This is a genomic window from Kaistella jeonii, from assembly GCF_000812865.1.
GTDB lineage: Bacteria > Bacteroidota > Bacteroidia > Flavobacteriales > Weeksellaceae > Kaistella > Kaistella jeonii.
In genome coordinates, this window is the sequence record NZ_JSYL01000002.1 from 44,706 (window position 1) to 62,640 (window position 17,935).

Genomic DNA, 17,935 nt, shown 5'->3' on the forward strand with positions numbered 1-17,935 from the left:
GTAATTTATTTTTACAAAGATGGTAAGTCACTACGCCGAAATATGGCGGTTAAGTTAGATTAAAATAGAAGTTTTAAAATTGTGCATAACTATAAACATGCTGATAAACAGCCAAACTTTTCAAACTCACTTCTTCATCTGTATATTTCTCCTCTGGTAGCCAAAGCAATTGATCGTATATTGTAGTTTTAATCCCGGCTTTCATTTCCCGACTTTCTTTCCAGTTTAGAATATTTAATTTTTCGGTTTGCAGTTTTTCTAAAGTATCTTTTGCCACTTTTTTAACCTGTTCTCTTTCAGTTTGAGTCAATTCTTTATTTTGAATCAGCAAATCGAAAATCGACAAAGTCGGTTCATCTAAATTTTCTTGAAACGCTCTCTTTTCTTCTGTTGAAAGTGTTTGGACAAAATCTGTTAATTTCGTAAAACTTCGTTTTAATTCCGCTTCAGATTTTCCATTGTTATATTCTTCAACAATTTCTTTATAGCGATCATAAAATTCCATTCGCAAAGGATTCTCCTTGAGCATTTGTTCTAATTTCTGCTCTACTGCTTTATTCAGATCGTAAACCAATTCATTTTTACGCTGAACTTTCTCAAAAGCTTTGCGCAAAGCATCAGCATCCAAATTTGATAAATCAATGGCAACGTTTACGGGTTCAGAAACTGTATCTATAATTATGGAATCATTTACAACACTTTGCAAACGCAAAATAATCTCCGTGACATCGGCACTTTTTGTTTTCTGGTTCAGTTTATTGTAAATCGCATCAATTGCGTTGTATTGCTTGGTGAATTTCTTGGCTTCCTTTTCTGGAAATAAGGCTTTATATTTTCTAAAAACATTGCGTGCTGCGATTTCAAATTTCGCTCTTGATTCCTCATTTCTGCAAACTGCATTAGCTCCATTGTTCACCGCTGCAATTTTCCCCATCGCTGTTGACTCTATTAAAGTCATCAGATCAAAATCTTCTTCCTTCAACATTTCCACAACCTCATTAATTGCTTGCTGAATCTCTGCAGCTATTGCTTTTAACTGCTCAAAAGGTTTGGTGTCTTTCTTTCCGTCTTCACTTCCTTTTCCTTTCTGTCCTTCTCCGTAGATGGCATAAGCCTTTTCTAATTGTTGATAGACATTTCCATAATCAACGATTAAACCGTTTTCTTTTTCGTCATCGTAAACTCGATTGGCACGAGCAATAGTTTGCATCAAAGTATGTCCTTTAATCGGTTTATCCAGATAAACGGTAGAAACGCAAGGCGCATCAAATCCGGTAATCCACATGGCACAAACGATGGCTAATCGGAAAGGATTGTCTTCATCTTTAAATTCTTTTTCCAGATTGCGCTCCACCATTCTTCGGCGATGTGGTTCGATCTCCAAATTCATTTTCTTGAACTTATCAATTTCATTTTGCTCTGAACTAATGACCACGCAAACTTCTGTGGTAGCAACTAACTCATACTTTCTGTTTAATTCCTGTACTTCCTGACTGTCGTTTGATTGGTCAATTCTTTGTTTTAATTCAGCCAAATATTCTGGCCAATATTCCATTACAAAATCGTACATCCGAACAGCCGTAGGTTTATCTAAAGCAACCAACATTGCTTTTCCCTGATAACCTCTTTCATTGAAATGCCAAACTAAATCTTTGGCAATCGCACGCAAACGTGATTCAGCCGTTAAGATTGGATATTCTTTACTGAACAAATACGCCAGTTTTTTCTTTTGATCTTCGTCCAGATTTTCTTCTTCTAAAATCTCCGCCATCTGTTCATCTAAGGCAGGATTTTCAATATTCAAACGTTCGCCACGATTAAGGTATTTTAAAGGTAATGTTGCTTCATCTTCAATGGCTCTTTTAAAATCATAAACCGAAACATATTCTCCAAATATATTTTTGGTGACTTCTTCTTCATCTTTGATAATCGGTGTTCCTGTAAATCCTAAATAAGACGCATTTGGCAAGCCGAAGAAACGCATATTTCTAGCATATTTTCCACCTTGCGTTCTGTGTGCTTCATCAGAAATAACGATAATGTTTTTTCGGTCGGTAATGAGCGGATATTCTGTCTCCAGATTTGGATCAATCGAAAATTTATGGATTAAAGAAAATACATAACGGTGATTTTCACTCAACAATTCCCGCAGATGATCGCGTCCTGTAATTCCTTTCTTTTTGCCGGCAATGACATTTTTATTGTTTACTACTCCAACTCCTGAAAAAGTATCGTAGGCTTGGTTCTCCAGTTCAGTTCGATCAACGACTATTAAAAAAGTATAAGAACCGCCAAACTTCCGATGAATCTTTTCACACATAAAAACCATGGAATAGGTTTTTCCCGAACCTTGGGTATGCCAATAAACACCTAACTTCCCTTCAAGATCTTCAATGTTAGTAACATTTTCTAAAACTTTATTCACACCGATAAACTGGTGATTTTTCGCCATTAACTTTACAATGTTTCCGTTGCTTTCATCAAATAACAAAAAGTTCTCAAAAATGTCCATCAGATTTTCCGGGGAACAAGTTCCACGCAACATGGTATCTAAACTCACCAATCCTTCCGCATCTTCGGTAATTCTTTTCCAGTCCAGAAAATATTTATACGGACTGGTTATGGTTCCAACTTTCGCATCCGTCCCATTACTTAAAATTACAAAGGCATTGTGGTAAAACAAATGCGGAATGGTGTCTTTGTAATCTTTAAAATTATCATCATACGCCGAACGCAAATCGACAGCATGCGATTTCAGTTCAAAGAAAACCAAAGGAATGCCATTGACAAAACCAATAACATCAGGACGTCGGTTATGCAGTTCACCGCTGACTTCCAATTGCCTTACGGCTAGAAAATCATTGTTGCGATAGTCTTTATAATCAAAAATCTTCAAGGTTTTCTTTTCAGATTTCCCTGCTGCATTTACAAACGAAACTTCGATGCCATTTTTCAGCAATTGGTATTTGGCTTTGTTTTGTTGGGATATTGTTTTATCCGCCTCCCGCTGCTCCAGTTTGTCAATCGCTCTGGAATAAGCCAGTTCCGGTAAATTAGGATTCAATCTTTTCAAAGCCGCCAAGACAGACCTTTCTAAAATAACTTCAGTTTTGTTATCACGACCCAACAATCCCTGTTCGCCAAAACTTTCATTTTGCCAAGCAGTAACCACCTTCCAACCGAGTTCTTTCAGAACGTCTTCGGTGGCTTGTTCTATGAGTGCGTCTTCTGAGTATTCGTAGGACATAAAATTATATTAATTATAAATCTAAAACTGCTATTTCTTGTAAAATTAATTCAATTTTATCAATTAATAATTGACCTTTTTCAATAAAATCTTCATCAGGTTCAATCTTATAAAAACCTTCTTCATTTACTAAATTTTCTTGTAATAAATTATCAAATAAGTTAGTTTGCTCATTTGTTATTTCTATTTTAAAACCTTCTTGCTTTGCATCCATTGTTAATCCTGCCTTCAGCAAAAGCATTTTAGAAGCACCATGATAATCCAAATAAATTATTTCCCTATTATTGTCAAACAATATCCAATTAAAAATATTCCATTCTAGATTGGTAGAAGATTCCATACTACTATTTAACATAATTACCTCTAATGGATTTACATCGCGATTTTTCCAATAATAGTAACCTTGAGTTTCAGCATCATGTGCTTGATTATCATATTTAATAAAATAATATTTCCAGTCTTTTTTAGAAGCTTTTAGATAATCAATTGAACTGTTTTCTAATGATTGTTTTACATCTGTACCAATATTTATTTTATCTAAAGTTTTAATTATTTCTTCCTGTTCAAATCTTCTTTGATTAGTTGTAAAGAAATCTCGCCAAGCATCACTCTTGTGAATTAAAAATCTTTTGCGTTCATCTTTATCGCGATTGGAATAATCACCGGTAGAAAGTAATGCTTTTCTTATTAAAGGTGTATTTGCTTTATAATTATCATCAAAAATATCTACGAATTTCTCCAATATTATACTGAAATCCACTATATTATTAACAAATAGCGACAATGAACCACGTAAAATATCATGATTCTCAAAAACCAAAAGTTTGTTTTCTACATCGCTAAACTTTTCTACTAAATTTTCTTCATCAATTTGATTTTGATTAAACGTGTCCGTTGGAATTTTTCCAAATAGAATAAGATCATTTACTTGTAATAAAAATCTATTCATATTTTCTGGTCTCATTTCAAAATTACTGTTTGAAATCAGGTTTCGCAATTGTCTAAATCTAAAGAATAAAATATTTTCTTCAAGGTCATTTTGCAGTGAAAGATTTAATGCATAAAACATGATTAATTCAGCATATCGTAAAGTGGAAGAAGTTGCTTTAATAAAAAGATTGTCATCACCTTGCCAAAAAACCCTAATTAAATTGTTTTTACCTAATCCATTATTCGAATGATAAAAAAATCGACTATAATATTCCGATATACCTTTTTCATCCTTATTATACAACAAATAAAAGGCGTCTAAGAATTTAATGAAAAACTCTAAATCTTCTTTTGAAGCAATCATTTCACGAAAACATCGATCTGCATCCTCGATTTTTTTTGCCTCAGAATTTTGTAGATAATATCTAAGTGTGAAAATGTTTTTAAATAGATTTAAAAAACCAGAATCAATTTTACATTCTTCTTTCCAAAGCATATTAGTCCATTGAACATCTAACTTATTAGATATTTCTTCTTTGTAAGTTGGAAATTTTTCTTCAAGATACTTTTCAAAAGAAGATTTAAAAATCTCATATCTTGTAAGACTTTTTCCTCTGGAATTCATTTTTATATATAAATCATCAGTAAGTCCAAATTTTTCAAGATCTAAATAATAAAATATTATTCTTTCCTGAGTAGTAAGTTTTTCCCATAATTTTTCAACATTATAAAACTTTTTATGAACATCATCTAAAACAACCAACATTGATTGTATTGTAGGATCGTCATGGTAAGAATTCAAAAATTTTGCTTGATTTTGAATTTGAATTGAAATAGTTTTATTTGAATCTAAATCATAAATAAAATCATTAATCAAAGATTTACAAAATTCATTTGCAGAATGTCTTGTCTCGTACGAAAACTGCAATAATTCTTTATTTTTTACAATTCCATTTTCTATAGATGCATAAAGATGCAGTAAAAATAAAGTCGTTAATCTTTGTTGCCCATCAATGGGCGTCATACTTTTATCCTTTAAAATACTTCCATAAACGAAATCTAACACAAGAGTTTCTTCTATGTTATAAATATCATTTTTAAGAGCATCAAACATGGCATTTAGCAAATCTTTCCTAACGTTGTTTGCTTTTTCTGTATCTCTTCCATAAGCATAATCTCGTTGAATTTGCGGTATAACGATCCTACCTCTTTGCAGTAGTGACCAAAAAGTGTATTTTCTATTTTTCATTCTTCTAGTAATTCTGGTTTTAGGCTTTCTGTTATTGGCGAGAGGTTTTCTATTTCAAGATATTCGCTTAAAATTAGATTTATATGCGTCAAATAATTCTTTCGATCATTTTCGCTCCAAAAATATAATTGTTGATTAAGAAAATTTTCATCTTTTACATTATGGTATTTTAAGAATAGATTTTTTGTACAAAGTGGAATATATTTCCCATCTGCATCCATTCTAAGAATTTCTTTTCTTTTTACTTCAAAAATAGAATTACTTAAAATCGTATTCTCTAAACCACCAAGTAATGCCATATTTGAAAGCAGATGAACTTTATTTTTTGAACCGCTTGATGTATCTATTAAATTTAAAAATTTAATAACTCTATTAAATTCATTTAAAAATGTTGAGAAATCTAATTTGGAACTTTCTCGCTGTGTTACTAAACTTTTTAATATTAGTTGAAGTTCAGATTTATTTGTATCTGAAATGGTGTCAATTGTTATAAAATGTGATAAAACAGGAATATGCTCATCAATCCAATTGTACCAAGATTTTTTTTCATCTTTATTTAAATTGTCAGAATTCTGGGCATGAATATGTTCCAAAGTCCATTTCATTTCTTTATGAAGATGGAAAGGATAAAAATCTAAACTTTCTAATCTGCGAACCGTTTCTACATTATATAAGATGAGAATACGCTGTATTTCTTCGTAATTTTGTTTATAATCTATAGTCGCTAAATCGAAACTTACACTTTTTGTAATTGCACTTTTTAAATATTTTAAAAATTCATCTTTATTCTGTGTTGATGCTTTTGCTAATAAATCTATTAAAATACTATCTCCCATGATACACACAAGATATCCAATTTTGTGGTAAAGATCTCTATCTTCAAACCAGTAGCAGATGGTTTCATAATACAGTTCTATTTGCATCCAAATCTCCCACAAATCACTGCCTTTTCTTATTTTTCGGTCAAAATATAAAAAAGTATATAAATTGTCATTTTTATTTAAATCACTAAATTTTTCATTTTTAATATGCTTTTTGGAAACTAAATCAAACAACAATTCAATTTTTGAACTGTATTTTGTTATGTCATTATTGGTTACAAAATTCCAAAATCTTGGACTTCCCAAAGAATGTTCAATCATATCCCATTTTTTGGAAATATGATTTTGTTTTTTGGCTTTATCTATTTTTAATGCAAGATTTTGTAAATCTTCATCCGCACTATTGCTTGGTAGATAATCTAATTTGAATTTACTGTCTTCTGAAAGAAATAATGCTTTTATCAATTCAGAATTAGTCAACGGGATTTTGGAATCATTCAATCTGTTAAATAATTTTTTAGAATCTAATGAACTGTCTTTTTCAGTTTGATTAACCTCATACCAAATTACTTGTGTAGATTTACCTTGTCTTTGGGATTCTGGTTTTGATTTTTGACCAAAAAACACGGAAAAGAAGCTTGGAAACTGTTGCATAGTTGCTCTTTTTTCATAATCTTTCCCAGGTAGATTAAACCAATCTACAATATGCTTCAAGCCAGATGTTAAATAAAAAGAGTCGATACTAGTTTTATCAACCACTACATTTAAGCTATCATCTTCTGACGTAATACTTAATTTTTCAAAAACATCCTTTAGTTCAGAGCGTGTTTCATAAAACAAATTATAACAATTTTTAATTTTAGAAATAGGTGTTATAATATTATTCATTTGAATAATAAGCCTTATTGTAGTCAATCTTTGTTGACCGTCTATTACCTCAAACCATCTGTTGTTATCAAATGAAGATTCTAATTTGTTTTTTTCAACAATTGTCGGGTCCAATTCTTTTACTACAATAGGTTGTAAACAGTAGAAATCTCCACTATTTTTATTAGTAAAATCCCAAATATCAGAAAGTAATTGGAAAATATGTATTTCTTCCCACCGATAACCTCTTTGATAATCTGGAATGAAAAAATTTCGTTCCATTAAATCTGGAATGGCTATCAATTCAAGTTCATTAACACCAGTTTCATTCATAATTATTATAGTTTATTTTTTTATTTTCCTTAAAATTCAATTAGATAAAATGATTGTTTGTTTCTTAAAATCCGCTATTCCATTCAGGCAATTCTCCATACATTTCAAAATAACGTTGTAGTAATATCCCTTCTACAAATGCGGGTAAATCGTGATGCTGTTCATTGTGAGTTACAAACCAATAAATATCAACTGCATCTATTTCTTCATCAGCTAATTTTAAATCTAAAAAAAATTGCCGTTTCATTCCCCCTTGCTTATTATTCAAACGATTTTTAAGCAATTGATTTCTAAACAGCCCATTTTGCATCATCGTTCCAGATTTTCCGATATACACCAAATCTATCTTTCCTTTTCGCAAACGTAAAAAATAATAAACACCCGGTTTATCAGGAACATTTTTGCTAACGTTTTTTAGGTTATCTCCTTTTTGAAAAAAGAAATGACCATTTTCTTTGTATTTTTCTAATTCATCAAACATACATTATCGTTTTATTAAACTTCAATCATCCCCATCATCAACCGTGGCAACAAAAGATCCCGCGACTCCCGTAAACGTTGGTTTTGTTGCTGTAGATTTACGATAGTTTCTAATGCGCTTGAAGCAATTATTTTAAAATTTTGTAATGTTTTAAAATCAGGAATAATTAATGGCGATTCTCTTAATATTGTAGTATTAATATTTTGGATTGCTGCACCGTAAGCGATTCCATCAAAATACTGTTTTAATCCTATAAAACTGAAATAGAAATATTCTTTCAATTCTTCTTTAATACCTTTGAAATAGATCCACCCATCATGAATACATGCTTCAACTCCTAAAAACATTGGAAACCCCAATGTACCGCTTGCTGCCAATATTAATGAACCTACGGGCAATTTTCTACTGAACGATGCACCGTAATCGTTTACATATTCTTTGGTTTTATAGATATAGATTTTTGAAGCAGTGGCATCTGCAATTTTCAACCAAGGAATTGTCCCACCTTCAAAATATTTCTTGTCGGCAATTGGACGTGGCGAACTTCCTCGTCCGACTTCAATTTTATCTCCCAACTTCACTTTCTCCCAACCTTCCGGCAAACCCGTCTCCTCATTCAACACCGCAGTTTCAAAACCCGGAAAACGCATGCGCACAAACCATTCTTCATAGGTTTGTTGTGCCATTTCTTCCAAAATTTTAATGCGCTTCAAGTTGTTCTCTATCAAATCATCATAACCCGATAAAATAGAAGCAATCTTGCGCTGGGTTTCTAACTTTTCCGGAAATAAAATTTTAATACTTTTAAAAGCACTATGATTTAAGTCTGGTTGTGCAGTTCCTGTTGCTAATGTTTGTGCATAATTAATTACATATTGCTGCTTTAAAAAGTAAAACAAAAAATTAGAATCTAAATCTACCGTTGGTTTAATCTTAAAGCAATTATTATAAACTACACCTTTTTTATTTTTAAAAATTAAACCAACTTGTCCAGTTCTGCTATAAATAAGTTCATCCTCAAAAAAAAGAAACTGTTTAGGTATAGTTTCTTTAACAAATAAAGTTTTTGTTCCATTTATCAAATCAGAAATCTTCAGCAATGGAAATGCTGTAGGTTTTTCAGAAATGTAGTGATCACTCTTTTTATTTAATGCAAAACCTTGCTGTAGCTTTACATAATTTCCAATTTTTTCTTCTTTCCAACCCTCTCTCATAATTTAAAAGATTGAATTTGGTTCATCAAATCATTCGCTTCGGCATTCAAATCTGCCAATTCATTATGCAAAATTTCCATGCGGCTTTTGTAATCAAAATCCATATCAATATCGATATTCACACCTACATACCGTCCCGGCGTCAAACTGTAATCCTGTTCGGCTACTTCTTCCAAAGTCACCACTTTGCACAAACCTTCAATATCCTGATATTTTCCGTCGGGGAAATGTTCGTTGAACCAAGCATTGTCATTGGCAACTTTAGGTTGTTCGCCGCGGTGCATTGCCATAATTGCGGTTAAACCTTCCATCTGTTCTTCCGAGAAATCATTAATGGTCGTGCTTACTTTTCGGTAAACGTTTCGGGCATCAATCATTAGAATTTTATCGCGGTTGCTTTTAGATTTTCCTTTATCAAAAAACCACAAATGACACGGCAAAGACCGCGTATAGAAAAAGTTGTTGCTTATGGAAACAATACAATCTACATTGCCCGATTTCACCAGTTCTTCCCGAATTCGTTTCTCCGCATTTCCAGCATCTGTGGCCGAAGATGCCATTACAAAACCGGCTCTTCCTGTAGGATTCAGGTAAGACATAAAATACTGAATCCACAGATAATTTCCATTTCCGATCGTTCCTTTCCCAGTCAGTGGCGCACCAAAAGGCAAACGCTGATCTTCTGCCAGAAATTTGTTTTTCGCATCTACTTTATCCACATTAAAGGGCGGATTCGCCATCACGAAATCACATTTGCCAAACAGCTCATGCGGATCTGAATAAAAAGAATTGTTGTTGGCGATTTTCCCCTCAATCCCATGAATGGCTAAGTTCATCTTTGCCAAACGTGTGGTATTTGATTTATATTCGGTTCCATAAACCGTGATGGCTTGGTTGACACTTTTGTTTTCGGTGTCTTTGATGAAATGCGCTGTTTGCACAAACATTCCACCCGACCCACAAGCAGGATCGTGAATAATCCCGTGATTGGGTTGAATAAAATTTACAATGAGTTGCACCAAAGAGGGCGGCGTAAAAAACTCACCACCTTCCTGCGCACCCGCTCCCATCATGGAAAGTTTCATCAGGAAATATTCATAAACCCTACCAAAAACATCACCTTTAGCATTACGTACCGAATCGGAATTAAAAATCCGAATCAGATTCGCCAACAGATTATTATCGGAATCATCTTCCGGTGTTAAGTCCTGATAATTCTTGGGTAAAATTCCCGCTAATTCTTCATACTCGGCTTCGATAAGTTTCATTGCTGTGTTCACCGCTTCTGCCAAATCTTCGCTTTCCGGCAGAGAAGCCAAATAACTGTATTGTGCTTTTTCGGGTAATTGCATAGAACCTGCGGCAGCAAAATCTTCTTTGGTTGCTTCCCGTCTTTGTTTGGTTCGTGGATTAATGGGCAAAGTTTTCGCCAGATTCTCTTTAGCTTCTTCGTATTTATTTTCTGCAAATCGCAGTAGGATTAAACCCAGCAAAGGATCTTTGTATTCGGAAGCCGTGAGTTTAGAATTCGCACGCAGTTCGTCTGCTGCTTCCCAAAGTTCTATTTCGAGTTTTTTTATGGTGTCTTGAGTCATTTGATTTTTAATTGTCGCTGTATTTACCGATTTAAATACTTTAATATCTAAAGCCAATTTTGTTGGCTGCTATTGAGTAATATTTTTAATTCTTTCTTGTAAGGTTTTAGAATTTTGTTGAATGGCAAGTAATTCTGCTTCTCCTTGTTGCTTTTCCATATTCAATTCTGACTTTTTAATTTCGTAATCTCCAATTTTCTCTTTGATTGAGTAAATTTCGGAATTGACACGTGCAATTTCATTATGCCTTTCCCTAATTTCATTTTCTATCCGATAAATGAGATCTTTTTTTTGCCCAACAGCATTTTGAATATTTTTTATCTCTAATTTTTGAGTTTCAATCTTGTCTTGAATTTCTACTGTTCTTCGATTAATACTTTGTATTTCTTCATCGTTACCTTCTTTTTCTTTATTAAAATTCTGCTCAAGAACAATTCTGGAAGCAGCCAAATATTTGAAACATTGCGTTGCACGATCATAATCTCCACTAAATAAAGTAACTACTTCTTTCCAACTCTCGTTAAGTATTTCTTGTACTTCTTCCCAACTTTTAACATGACGGAAACTTCGGTAAATCATTACGCCCATTACCAAAAAACCAACAGGACCAATAATAAAAGAAATTGCGGAAGACATTCCGGTATAAACAGCAAAAGGAAGCGTCAAACCTAACATAGAAGTTATGGCTCCCAAAGTTGTACTTGCCAACATATAAATTCCAAAACCTGATAATTGTGCAATGCTTATTGCTGTAATACCACTTAAAGATGATATTTGGTCTTTGTTCAAACCCGCTTTTTCTAATTCTTCAATAATTTTCTGCTTATCTTCTTGACTCAACTTTTCAAATTCATTTTGAAATAATTTCAGATACAATTCCTTTTCGGCGATAACATTGCCTTTGCTAAAATCGATTACTTCACCGTTCTTTTCAGATAGTGACTTTAAAACCTGATCATAATTCATGGGTTCTTGCATAAATCCTTTAACTGGAAGAAGCATTTTGGAAAATTTCTTGATGATTTCGGAATCAGATTGATTTTTTAATCCCAGTATTTTAGCTAAAGGTTCTTTCTGCTCTGGAGTCATTTCCTGAAGCAAATTCAAAACGTATTTCATAAAAGAGAAGTATTTTGAAAATTATTATTGCGTTTCTTTATGAAGTTGAAATTTAAGAAAAATTACACTACTGTGAAACGTAGAATGGAAGAAAAAATCTATAAAACAGAAAATAAAGTTAATTTCAACAATTTACTTTTCAAACAATTTCGAAAACCCATTTTTTCTCCAAAGCAACTTCTGGTTTGGCTGCAATTTGAAATTTTTCTACAGGCAAAATATGGCAAATTTCCTTATTTTCATTTTTTAAAATAATGGTATTTCCGACTATTTCTAAAGTTCCTGTAAAGTGAAAAGATTCTCCACGGAAAGTACTCCAAGTTTCTACGGTACTTTCCAACTTGAATTTTTGCCCGATTTCATTTGCATAACTATCTACAAATTCTTGGTAAAAGTATTCGGTTTCTTTGGCTAAAGTTTTAACGGTAATTTCTGAAAATCCTGTTTTGGTTTGCATTTTCTTTTGAGCGATTTTGATTCCCAATATTTTCTCAAAATTTTCTGCTTCAAAATCTTGCCACATTTCGAGCGGATCATTTAGTTTTTCTAATAATTTGTCCGCAACATATTCGGAAAAATCTTCATCTACAAAATCTATATGTAAAAAATGCCAACAATATCTCTTATCTAATTCATTAAATGCGCCATAAAATGACTCGTGAATTAAAGGTGGTTCTTTCATGATATCTTCAACGCACATTTCCACATCTGATGATTCTACAAAATAATCAAAACCTTCGTTATTTCCTTTATAAATACTGCAAATTTTGATGCTTCCACCTTCTGCAAATAAGCGAAGTCTTGTTTCTTTTTGATTTTCCATTTTTACTGATTTTAAGGTTTATAATGCTTAATTTTCAGTAAAGATAAATGGTGATTGCGCCAAAATGTGACGTAGCTGGAAATGGGAATGTTTATCAAATATTAAAATGGGAATTCGAAATCACCTTCCGACTCAAATGTTTCAATTGGCAAATCTGTTTCTGGAATCCAGTCAAAATATTTGCTTAGAATTGCAGCAACATTATGATAAAAATAAAATTCTTGAAGATCAATCTTTAAATTTCTATCTTCAAAATATCCTGCAAGGAAATTTGCTTTATCACCAAAACCGTATTTTAAATATTCTAAATCTTTATCACATTTTATCAACCAATCTTGGATTAATTCCCGATTGACAATTGGAAAAGCCATGAATTCCTGCCAATAGGATTTTGCAAGATTTTCTAATGGCAAAATTCTAGAAATAAATTTTAGAGTACTAATTTCGTATTTGATTTTTAAATGATAACGATAAATTTCTCCCGTAAAAACGCGTGAGATATCATCAATATCACCATACTTTTCTGTCCATGGATTATAAAATTGTTTAGACAGAATTCCTTCAGTCGTAATTTCTCTTTGTAATTCAGCGAAGGCACTATTACATCTTTTCTCTTCCAAAATGTTTTCTGCCGTTGGTATATAGTTTACTTCATCATCCTTATAAAAAGAGATGCCGGTCATTTCCTCTTCAATTTCTTTTCCCTCAGTGCAAAAGCTACCACAATTGTAAATATCTGTATAATCATTTTCTGATTCTTCGAAAACTAAACTCATAAAACTGTGTCCTTCGGAATTTATAAAAGAATATCCAGTTTTTCCTTTGCTGCAGTTTTGACAAACGCCTTTATATGCTTTATAATCAAATTTAGAATAATTTGAAGTTTTCATTTCACTAAAATATCGCTTAAGTTCGTCAACAAACATATCTTTGGGAACATCCTGATAAGGTTGATCGTCATTGAGCAAAACGTCCAGCATATTGGCATCTAATTGCTCGAAGGCTTCGATTATAAGGTTTTTTTTATTTTTCACTTTTACTAAATATTTACAATAATTTAAAATTCCTCTACCGCTGAGAACATTACCTAATCAATTTCAAAAGCCTTTAAAAAGGAAAATCGTCCTCTTCTTCAGTAAATACTGAATTTTTATCAATATCCTTTAGTATAGTTTTTGAATTAGTTGTATGATCGTCAGTATAGTCACTAATTTGAACTATTTTCCATCCCTTTAAATCGGTAAACCATTTACCATTATACTCCCGACTTTCTACATCAAAATCGATTGTAAACGTTTCGGATTCCCGAAGCGAAATATTTTGTAATTTATCTCCCCAAAAAGAAATACATATTTTTTTAGGAAACTGATCTTGGGTTTCAAAAACTAAATCCTGTTTTTTCCATTCTCCATTTTTACCTGTACCGCTTTGTTTTGGAAGAATATTTGCGAGTTTTACTGTTATTTGCATAATTTTAAAGTATAACTGTTGTTATTGAGATCTTAATTAAAGTACAAAGAAAATAATAAAGAGTGCAACTGATGTGCACTCTTTATTTTTTTATTGGATGAGCATATAAACAGTTTTATACATTCAATATTTACGGTTACTTTTACTTTTATAACTTGTTTTGAAAATGAATTACTTCCGTGATTAATCGAGAGTCTTTAAAGTAAAGTCCAACCAAACTGTTCTTTCTTTTTATTAAAGGTTCTGATTGCCTTCCCGTTTATTTGTTGGCCGTGAGCATAATTATGCTTCGATATTATATGAGGTGCTACAAAAACATCATCAATAAAACCAAATCCTTTATCGGTGATTCGAATATCTCCCACCACCATCTTAAAATTTCTTTGCAGCAAGGTTTCTTGTGAGTCTTTTTTAGCAACAATTATCTTTGATGGAGCATTTTCAGAAAAAATATCGAATTTTACTTTTATAATATCGCCCTCTCTGATCGGAAACCTAAGTCTGTTTCGTTCTTTATTAAAAAATCCTAACTGATCGTTTTCTTTTGTAAAATTAATCATCCCATTATTTTCGTTCACGTTGGTAATAAAAATATATTCGGTCTGCTTATCTGGAAAAAGAAGTTCAACTGAATTTTCAGCGTGATTTTGGTAAAATTTATAATTATTTTCTGCAGATTCAGTTTCTGTAAACCAACTTTGATTTTGTAATAAAAGTACATCCACGGGAATCCGTCTACTTTCAGCGTTCTTTATATCAACAATTTTTAGAACCTCCCACTTTGCTTCAGGAAACATATTCATTGATAAAAAATATTTTGCTAATTTTAAGTGGACATTAGACGTCATATTTTCAGTTCTCTCACTTGATAAAACAGCCTTACACAGACAAGTAACTTTATCTTCCTCGTCTTCAAGAATTTCGGAAAGATTATCCCACACCCAAAACTCTCCAGATTTTTTTTGGGCAAAAGGAAGAAAACTTTCTAACAACCGATCTTTTTCATTGATTGCAAGTAGCATCTTTACTTTAAAATAAACAAGATATAGATACTTTGGATATTCTTCAATTGCTTTATCCAATTCCGCAACTGATTCGAAAACTTTTTCTTTGTCGATAGGCTCATTACCTACTGGAACCTTCGCTTTAAAATAAGCAGTTAGAACTTGTTCTGCTACCGACATCACTTCTTTACCATTGGGAAGTACATCTTTATTTTTGTCTGCTTCCTGCAAGTTATCAAGATTCCACCAGTTGATGAGCTCAATATATTTGTGACTATTCGGTTTTAACACTTTATGAAAAGCTTTCAAGAGAAAACTGTAACCATCGGATGGTTTAGTAAAATGCATTGTCATGCAGTCCTCTATAATTTTATACAATACCGTATAATCGATGTACTGCTTTTTCACCTCTTTAAAAATTATCTTTCCCGTCTGCCATGCAATATTATCTGGCAGCATTTTATCTGTTTCTGGCAAACTTAGTTCCGTTAGATGATACAGAATTTCTGAAAATTTAATAACATTCTCTTCTTGAACATATTTTTTTAAATATTCATAATATACCCAACCAATATTTGATTTGGCAAATCTATCTTCCGGAAGATTAGTTAAATCCTCCGCCGCCATCGTTAGCGCCTCCTGAAGTTTTCCTGATTTCCTTAATTCTTTAATTTGCGGTGACCGAAGCATATTCTGAAATTTTTTGGATTAAAAGCTGAAGTTTTGGATCATCTGTATTTTCAAAAGCTTTGACTAATGCTTTTGTCATTAATTTCTTGCCATTAAAATAAAACTGAATTTGTGAACAAATACTGTCAGTTTCAAAGAAATAATTTACAAAATAATTATCCAAATGCTCAACGACATTTGTTATTCTAATTCCTAGATCATTACAAGAAGCCTGAACTATTTTATATAAATCAAGCAGGAAAATTTCGGATGGATGATAGTTAACAGGAAAAAAAACTTGAGAAGGTTTATTTAAAATTTCCTGAACTAATTTGATCGCGTTTTCATTTCCTTCTGTAAATTTAAAGTCTGAAAAATAACCCGATAATTTATGATTTACTTCTCCACGAACTAAATTCCCGCTAACATCAAAGATGTATTTTTCCAAATAATCTGAAGAAGTGATTTCTCTTATTTCAACAGCCGTATCGTGGCAATTCTCAAGTAAATTCCAATATAATAGACTTTTACATTTATGATCAGTTTCATTATGAAATGGGGAACAGGGAACTCGTGAGAATTCCATAGCATCTTGCGGTATTTTACTTATCGAATTTTGGGATGAAAAATTAAGAGTTTGATACTTACCAAACTTTGGATAATTAATAGCAAATAACTTTTTTGATGCTCGGGTTGTGGCAGTATAACACCATCGCAAGGGATCTTTCTTCATACTTGCCCTGCCAAAATAATCAACAAAAATAGTTTCCCACTCGCCACCCTGTGACTTATGTCCTGTAATAGAATACCCATATTTTACACGTACTGCATTATAAAAATCATCACTTTTTAAATAGTTTTTAAATAATTCTGAATTTAATTCTGCTTTGGGATAAATCATTTTAAATCTCATAACAGCGTTAATATAAACAGCTTTCATTTCATCAACGTTTAAGTCCCTTGAAGTTGATTCTAATAATGTTTCATTAATAAATGCAGATATTGGCTCAGCGAAATCGGGTAATTGTAAAACCACTTTCCTAAAATTAAATTCTATTATCTTTCTTACACGTTCACCTGCCACATCAATATACACTGGAGCAGATTGGCTTATCTGTTCACCAACTTCAATAATTTTCGCAAATTCTCCGTTATAAATACTAACCTCATATTTATGATAATTATTACTAATTATCTGCACGATATCGCCCACTGCAACATGTATTTTACCTGGAAAATATGATTTCCGAATTTCTTTGTTATAGTGGTAGTTTTGTGCGTTTGAAAAATTAATTATAATTCCCGAATTAAAATTTGGAGCTGGAAAAATTTCACAATACTTTTCAACAACGTCTGCGTTATTAAAATCAATAAATGTTTCCTCATCAAAGCTAAGATCTAGTATATTTTGGTTCGGATTGTCGATGCAATTCCTAATTCTAGTTGCATTTTCTAGAATTAGATTGTCGCCCTGTCTCATGACGTGTGTAAGAAAAACTTCTTGAAAGGGTATCTCTTTTTGTTCATAGAAGTTCGATTCCAAAGCCCAGGAAGTATTATCACCTACTGGTGCCAATTGTGCAGGATCACCAATTATAATCATTTTATTTGTATTACCCTTCATTTGCAGACGACTAAAAGTGAGTAAATCATCAAGCAAAACATTAGTACCAAAATTAAACAGTTCATTTTTAGATTCTTTACTTGAAATCATTGAAGCTTCATCAACAATGACGATGGTATCCTTTTGTATTGATTGCAACGGGAAAAAATATTCGAATGAATGCTCCGCAACATCTTTTTTCTGAGAATTTTTTGTTACTAGATTATCAAAATCATATATAGCTGAATGAATTGTAGATCCATATCCAGTTTTATTCCTCAAAATTTTCGCTGCTCTTCCGGTTGGAGCACATACAACGAAATCCTTCTTGTTTTCTTTTAATGCATCAATCAAACCTTTAATTAACGTAGTCTTCCCTGTTCCTGCATACCCCTTCAATAAGAACACACGATCACCACTATCCAAAAATTCTTCTAATTTTTCGATAGTATTTTGCTGATCAGGATTGAGAGATATTTGGAAGTGCGGAAGTATTTTCATTTGTGTTGG

Annotated in this window: 12 protein-coding genes; all 12 read right to left on the reverse strand. The window is 32.3% G+C overall.

Going from position 1 to position 17,935, the window contains the following annotated elements:
* Positions 1-73: 73 nt before the first annotated feature.
* On the reverse strand, positions 74-3,247 hold the full coding sequence (locus tag OA86_RS02820; RefSeq protein ID WP_039348563.1) for a type I restriction endonuclease subunit R: 3,174 nt from the start codon (positions 3,245-3,247) through the stop codon (positions 74-76).
* Positions 3,248-3,260: 13 nt separating this feature from the next.
* Positions 3,261-5,426 (reverse strand): DUF262 domain-containing protein, encoded by a 2,166-nt coding sequence (locus tag OA86_RS15190; RefSeq protein ID WP_052257361.1) that lies wholly within the window; start codon positions 5,424-5,426, stop codon positions 3,261-3,263.
* Positions 5,423-7,447, reverse strand: coding sequence for a DUF262 domain-containing protein (locus OA86_RS02830; protein WP_039348567.1), 2,025 nt, complete (start codon positions 7,445-7,447; stop codon positions 5,423-5,425). Before OA86_RS02830 ends, OA86_RS15190 begins: the two co-directional genes overlap by 4 nt.
* 64 nt (positions 7,448-7,511) lie before the next feature.
* Positions 7,512-7,928, reverse strand: coding sequence for a hypothetical protein (locus OA86_RS02835; protein ID WP_039348570.1), 417 nt, complete (start codon positions 7,926-7,928; stop codon positions 7,512-7,514).
* Between the two features lie 14 nt (positions 7,929-7,942).
* Positions 7,943-9,142 carry a restriction endonuclease subunit S gene (locus OA86_RS15195; protein ID WP_052257362.1) on the reverse strand — a complete coding sequence of 400 codons (1,200 nt, stop codon included), beginning with the start codon at positions 9,140-9,142 and terminating at the stop codon, positions 7,943-7,945.
* Positions 9,139-10,737 (reverse strand): type I restriction-modification system subunit M, encoded by a 1,599-nt coding sequence (locus OA86_RS02845; protein ID WP_039348573.1) that lies wholly within the window; start codon positions 10,735-10,737, stop codon positions 9,139-9,141. Before OA86_RS02845 ends, OA86_RS15195 begins: the two co-directional genes overlap by 4 nt.
* Positions 10,738-10,806: 69 nt before the next feature.
* Positions 10,807-11,856 (reverse strand): coiled-coil domain-containing protein, encoded by a 1,050-nt coding sequence (locus tag OA86_RS02850; protein WP_039348577.1) that lies wholly within the window; start codon positions 11,854-11,856, stop codon positions 10,807-10,809.
* 139 nt (positions 11,857-11,995) lie between these two features.
* Positions 11,996-12,679 (reverse strand): hypothetical protein, encoded by a 684-nt coding sequence (locus tag OA86_RS02855; RefSeq protein ID WP_039348580.1) that lies wholly within the window; start codon positions 12,677-12,679, stop codon positions 11,996-11,998.
* 101 nt (positions 12,680-12,780) lie between these two features.
* Entirely contained in the window at positions 12,781-13,713 is a 933-nt protein-coding gene (locus tag OA86_RS02860) for a hypothetical protein (protein WP_039348583.1), read from the reverse strand.
* 73 nt (positions 13,714-13,786) lie between these two features.
* A complete protein-coding gene (locus OA86_RS02865; RefSeq protein ID WP_039348586.1) occupies positions 13,787-14,149 on the reverse strand; it encodes a DUF3127 domain-containing protein in 363 nt (120 codons plus the stop codon).
* Positions 14,150-14,346: 197 nt separating this feature from the next.
* On the reverse strand, positions 14,347-15,843 hold the full coding sequence (locus OA86_RS02870; protein WP_039348588.1) for a DUF7017 domain-containing protein: 1,497 nt from the start codon (positions 15,841-15,843) through the stop codon (positions 14,347-14,349).
* Positions 15,821-17,926 (reverse strand): ATP-dependent DNA helicase, encoded by a 2,106-nt coding sequence (locus OA86_RS02875; protein ID WP_039348589.1) that lies wholly within the window; start codon positions 17,924-17,926, stop codon positions 15,821-15,823. Before OA86_RS02875 ends, OA86_RS02870 begins: the two co-directional genes overlap by 23 nt.
* Positions 17,927-17,935 lie beyond the last annotated feature (9 nt).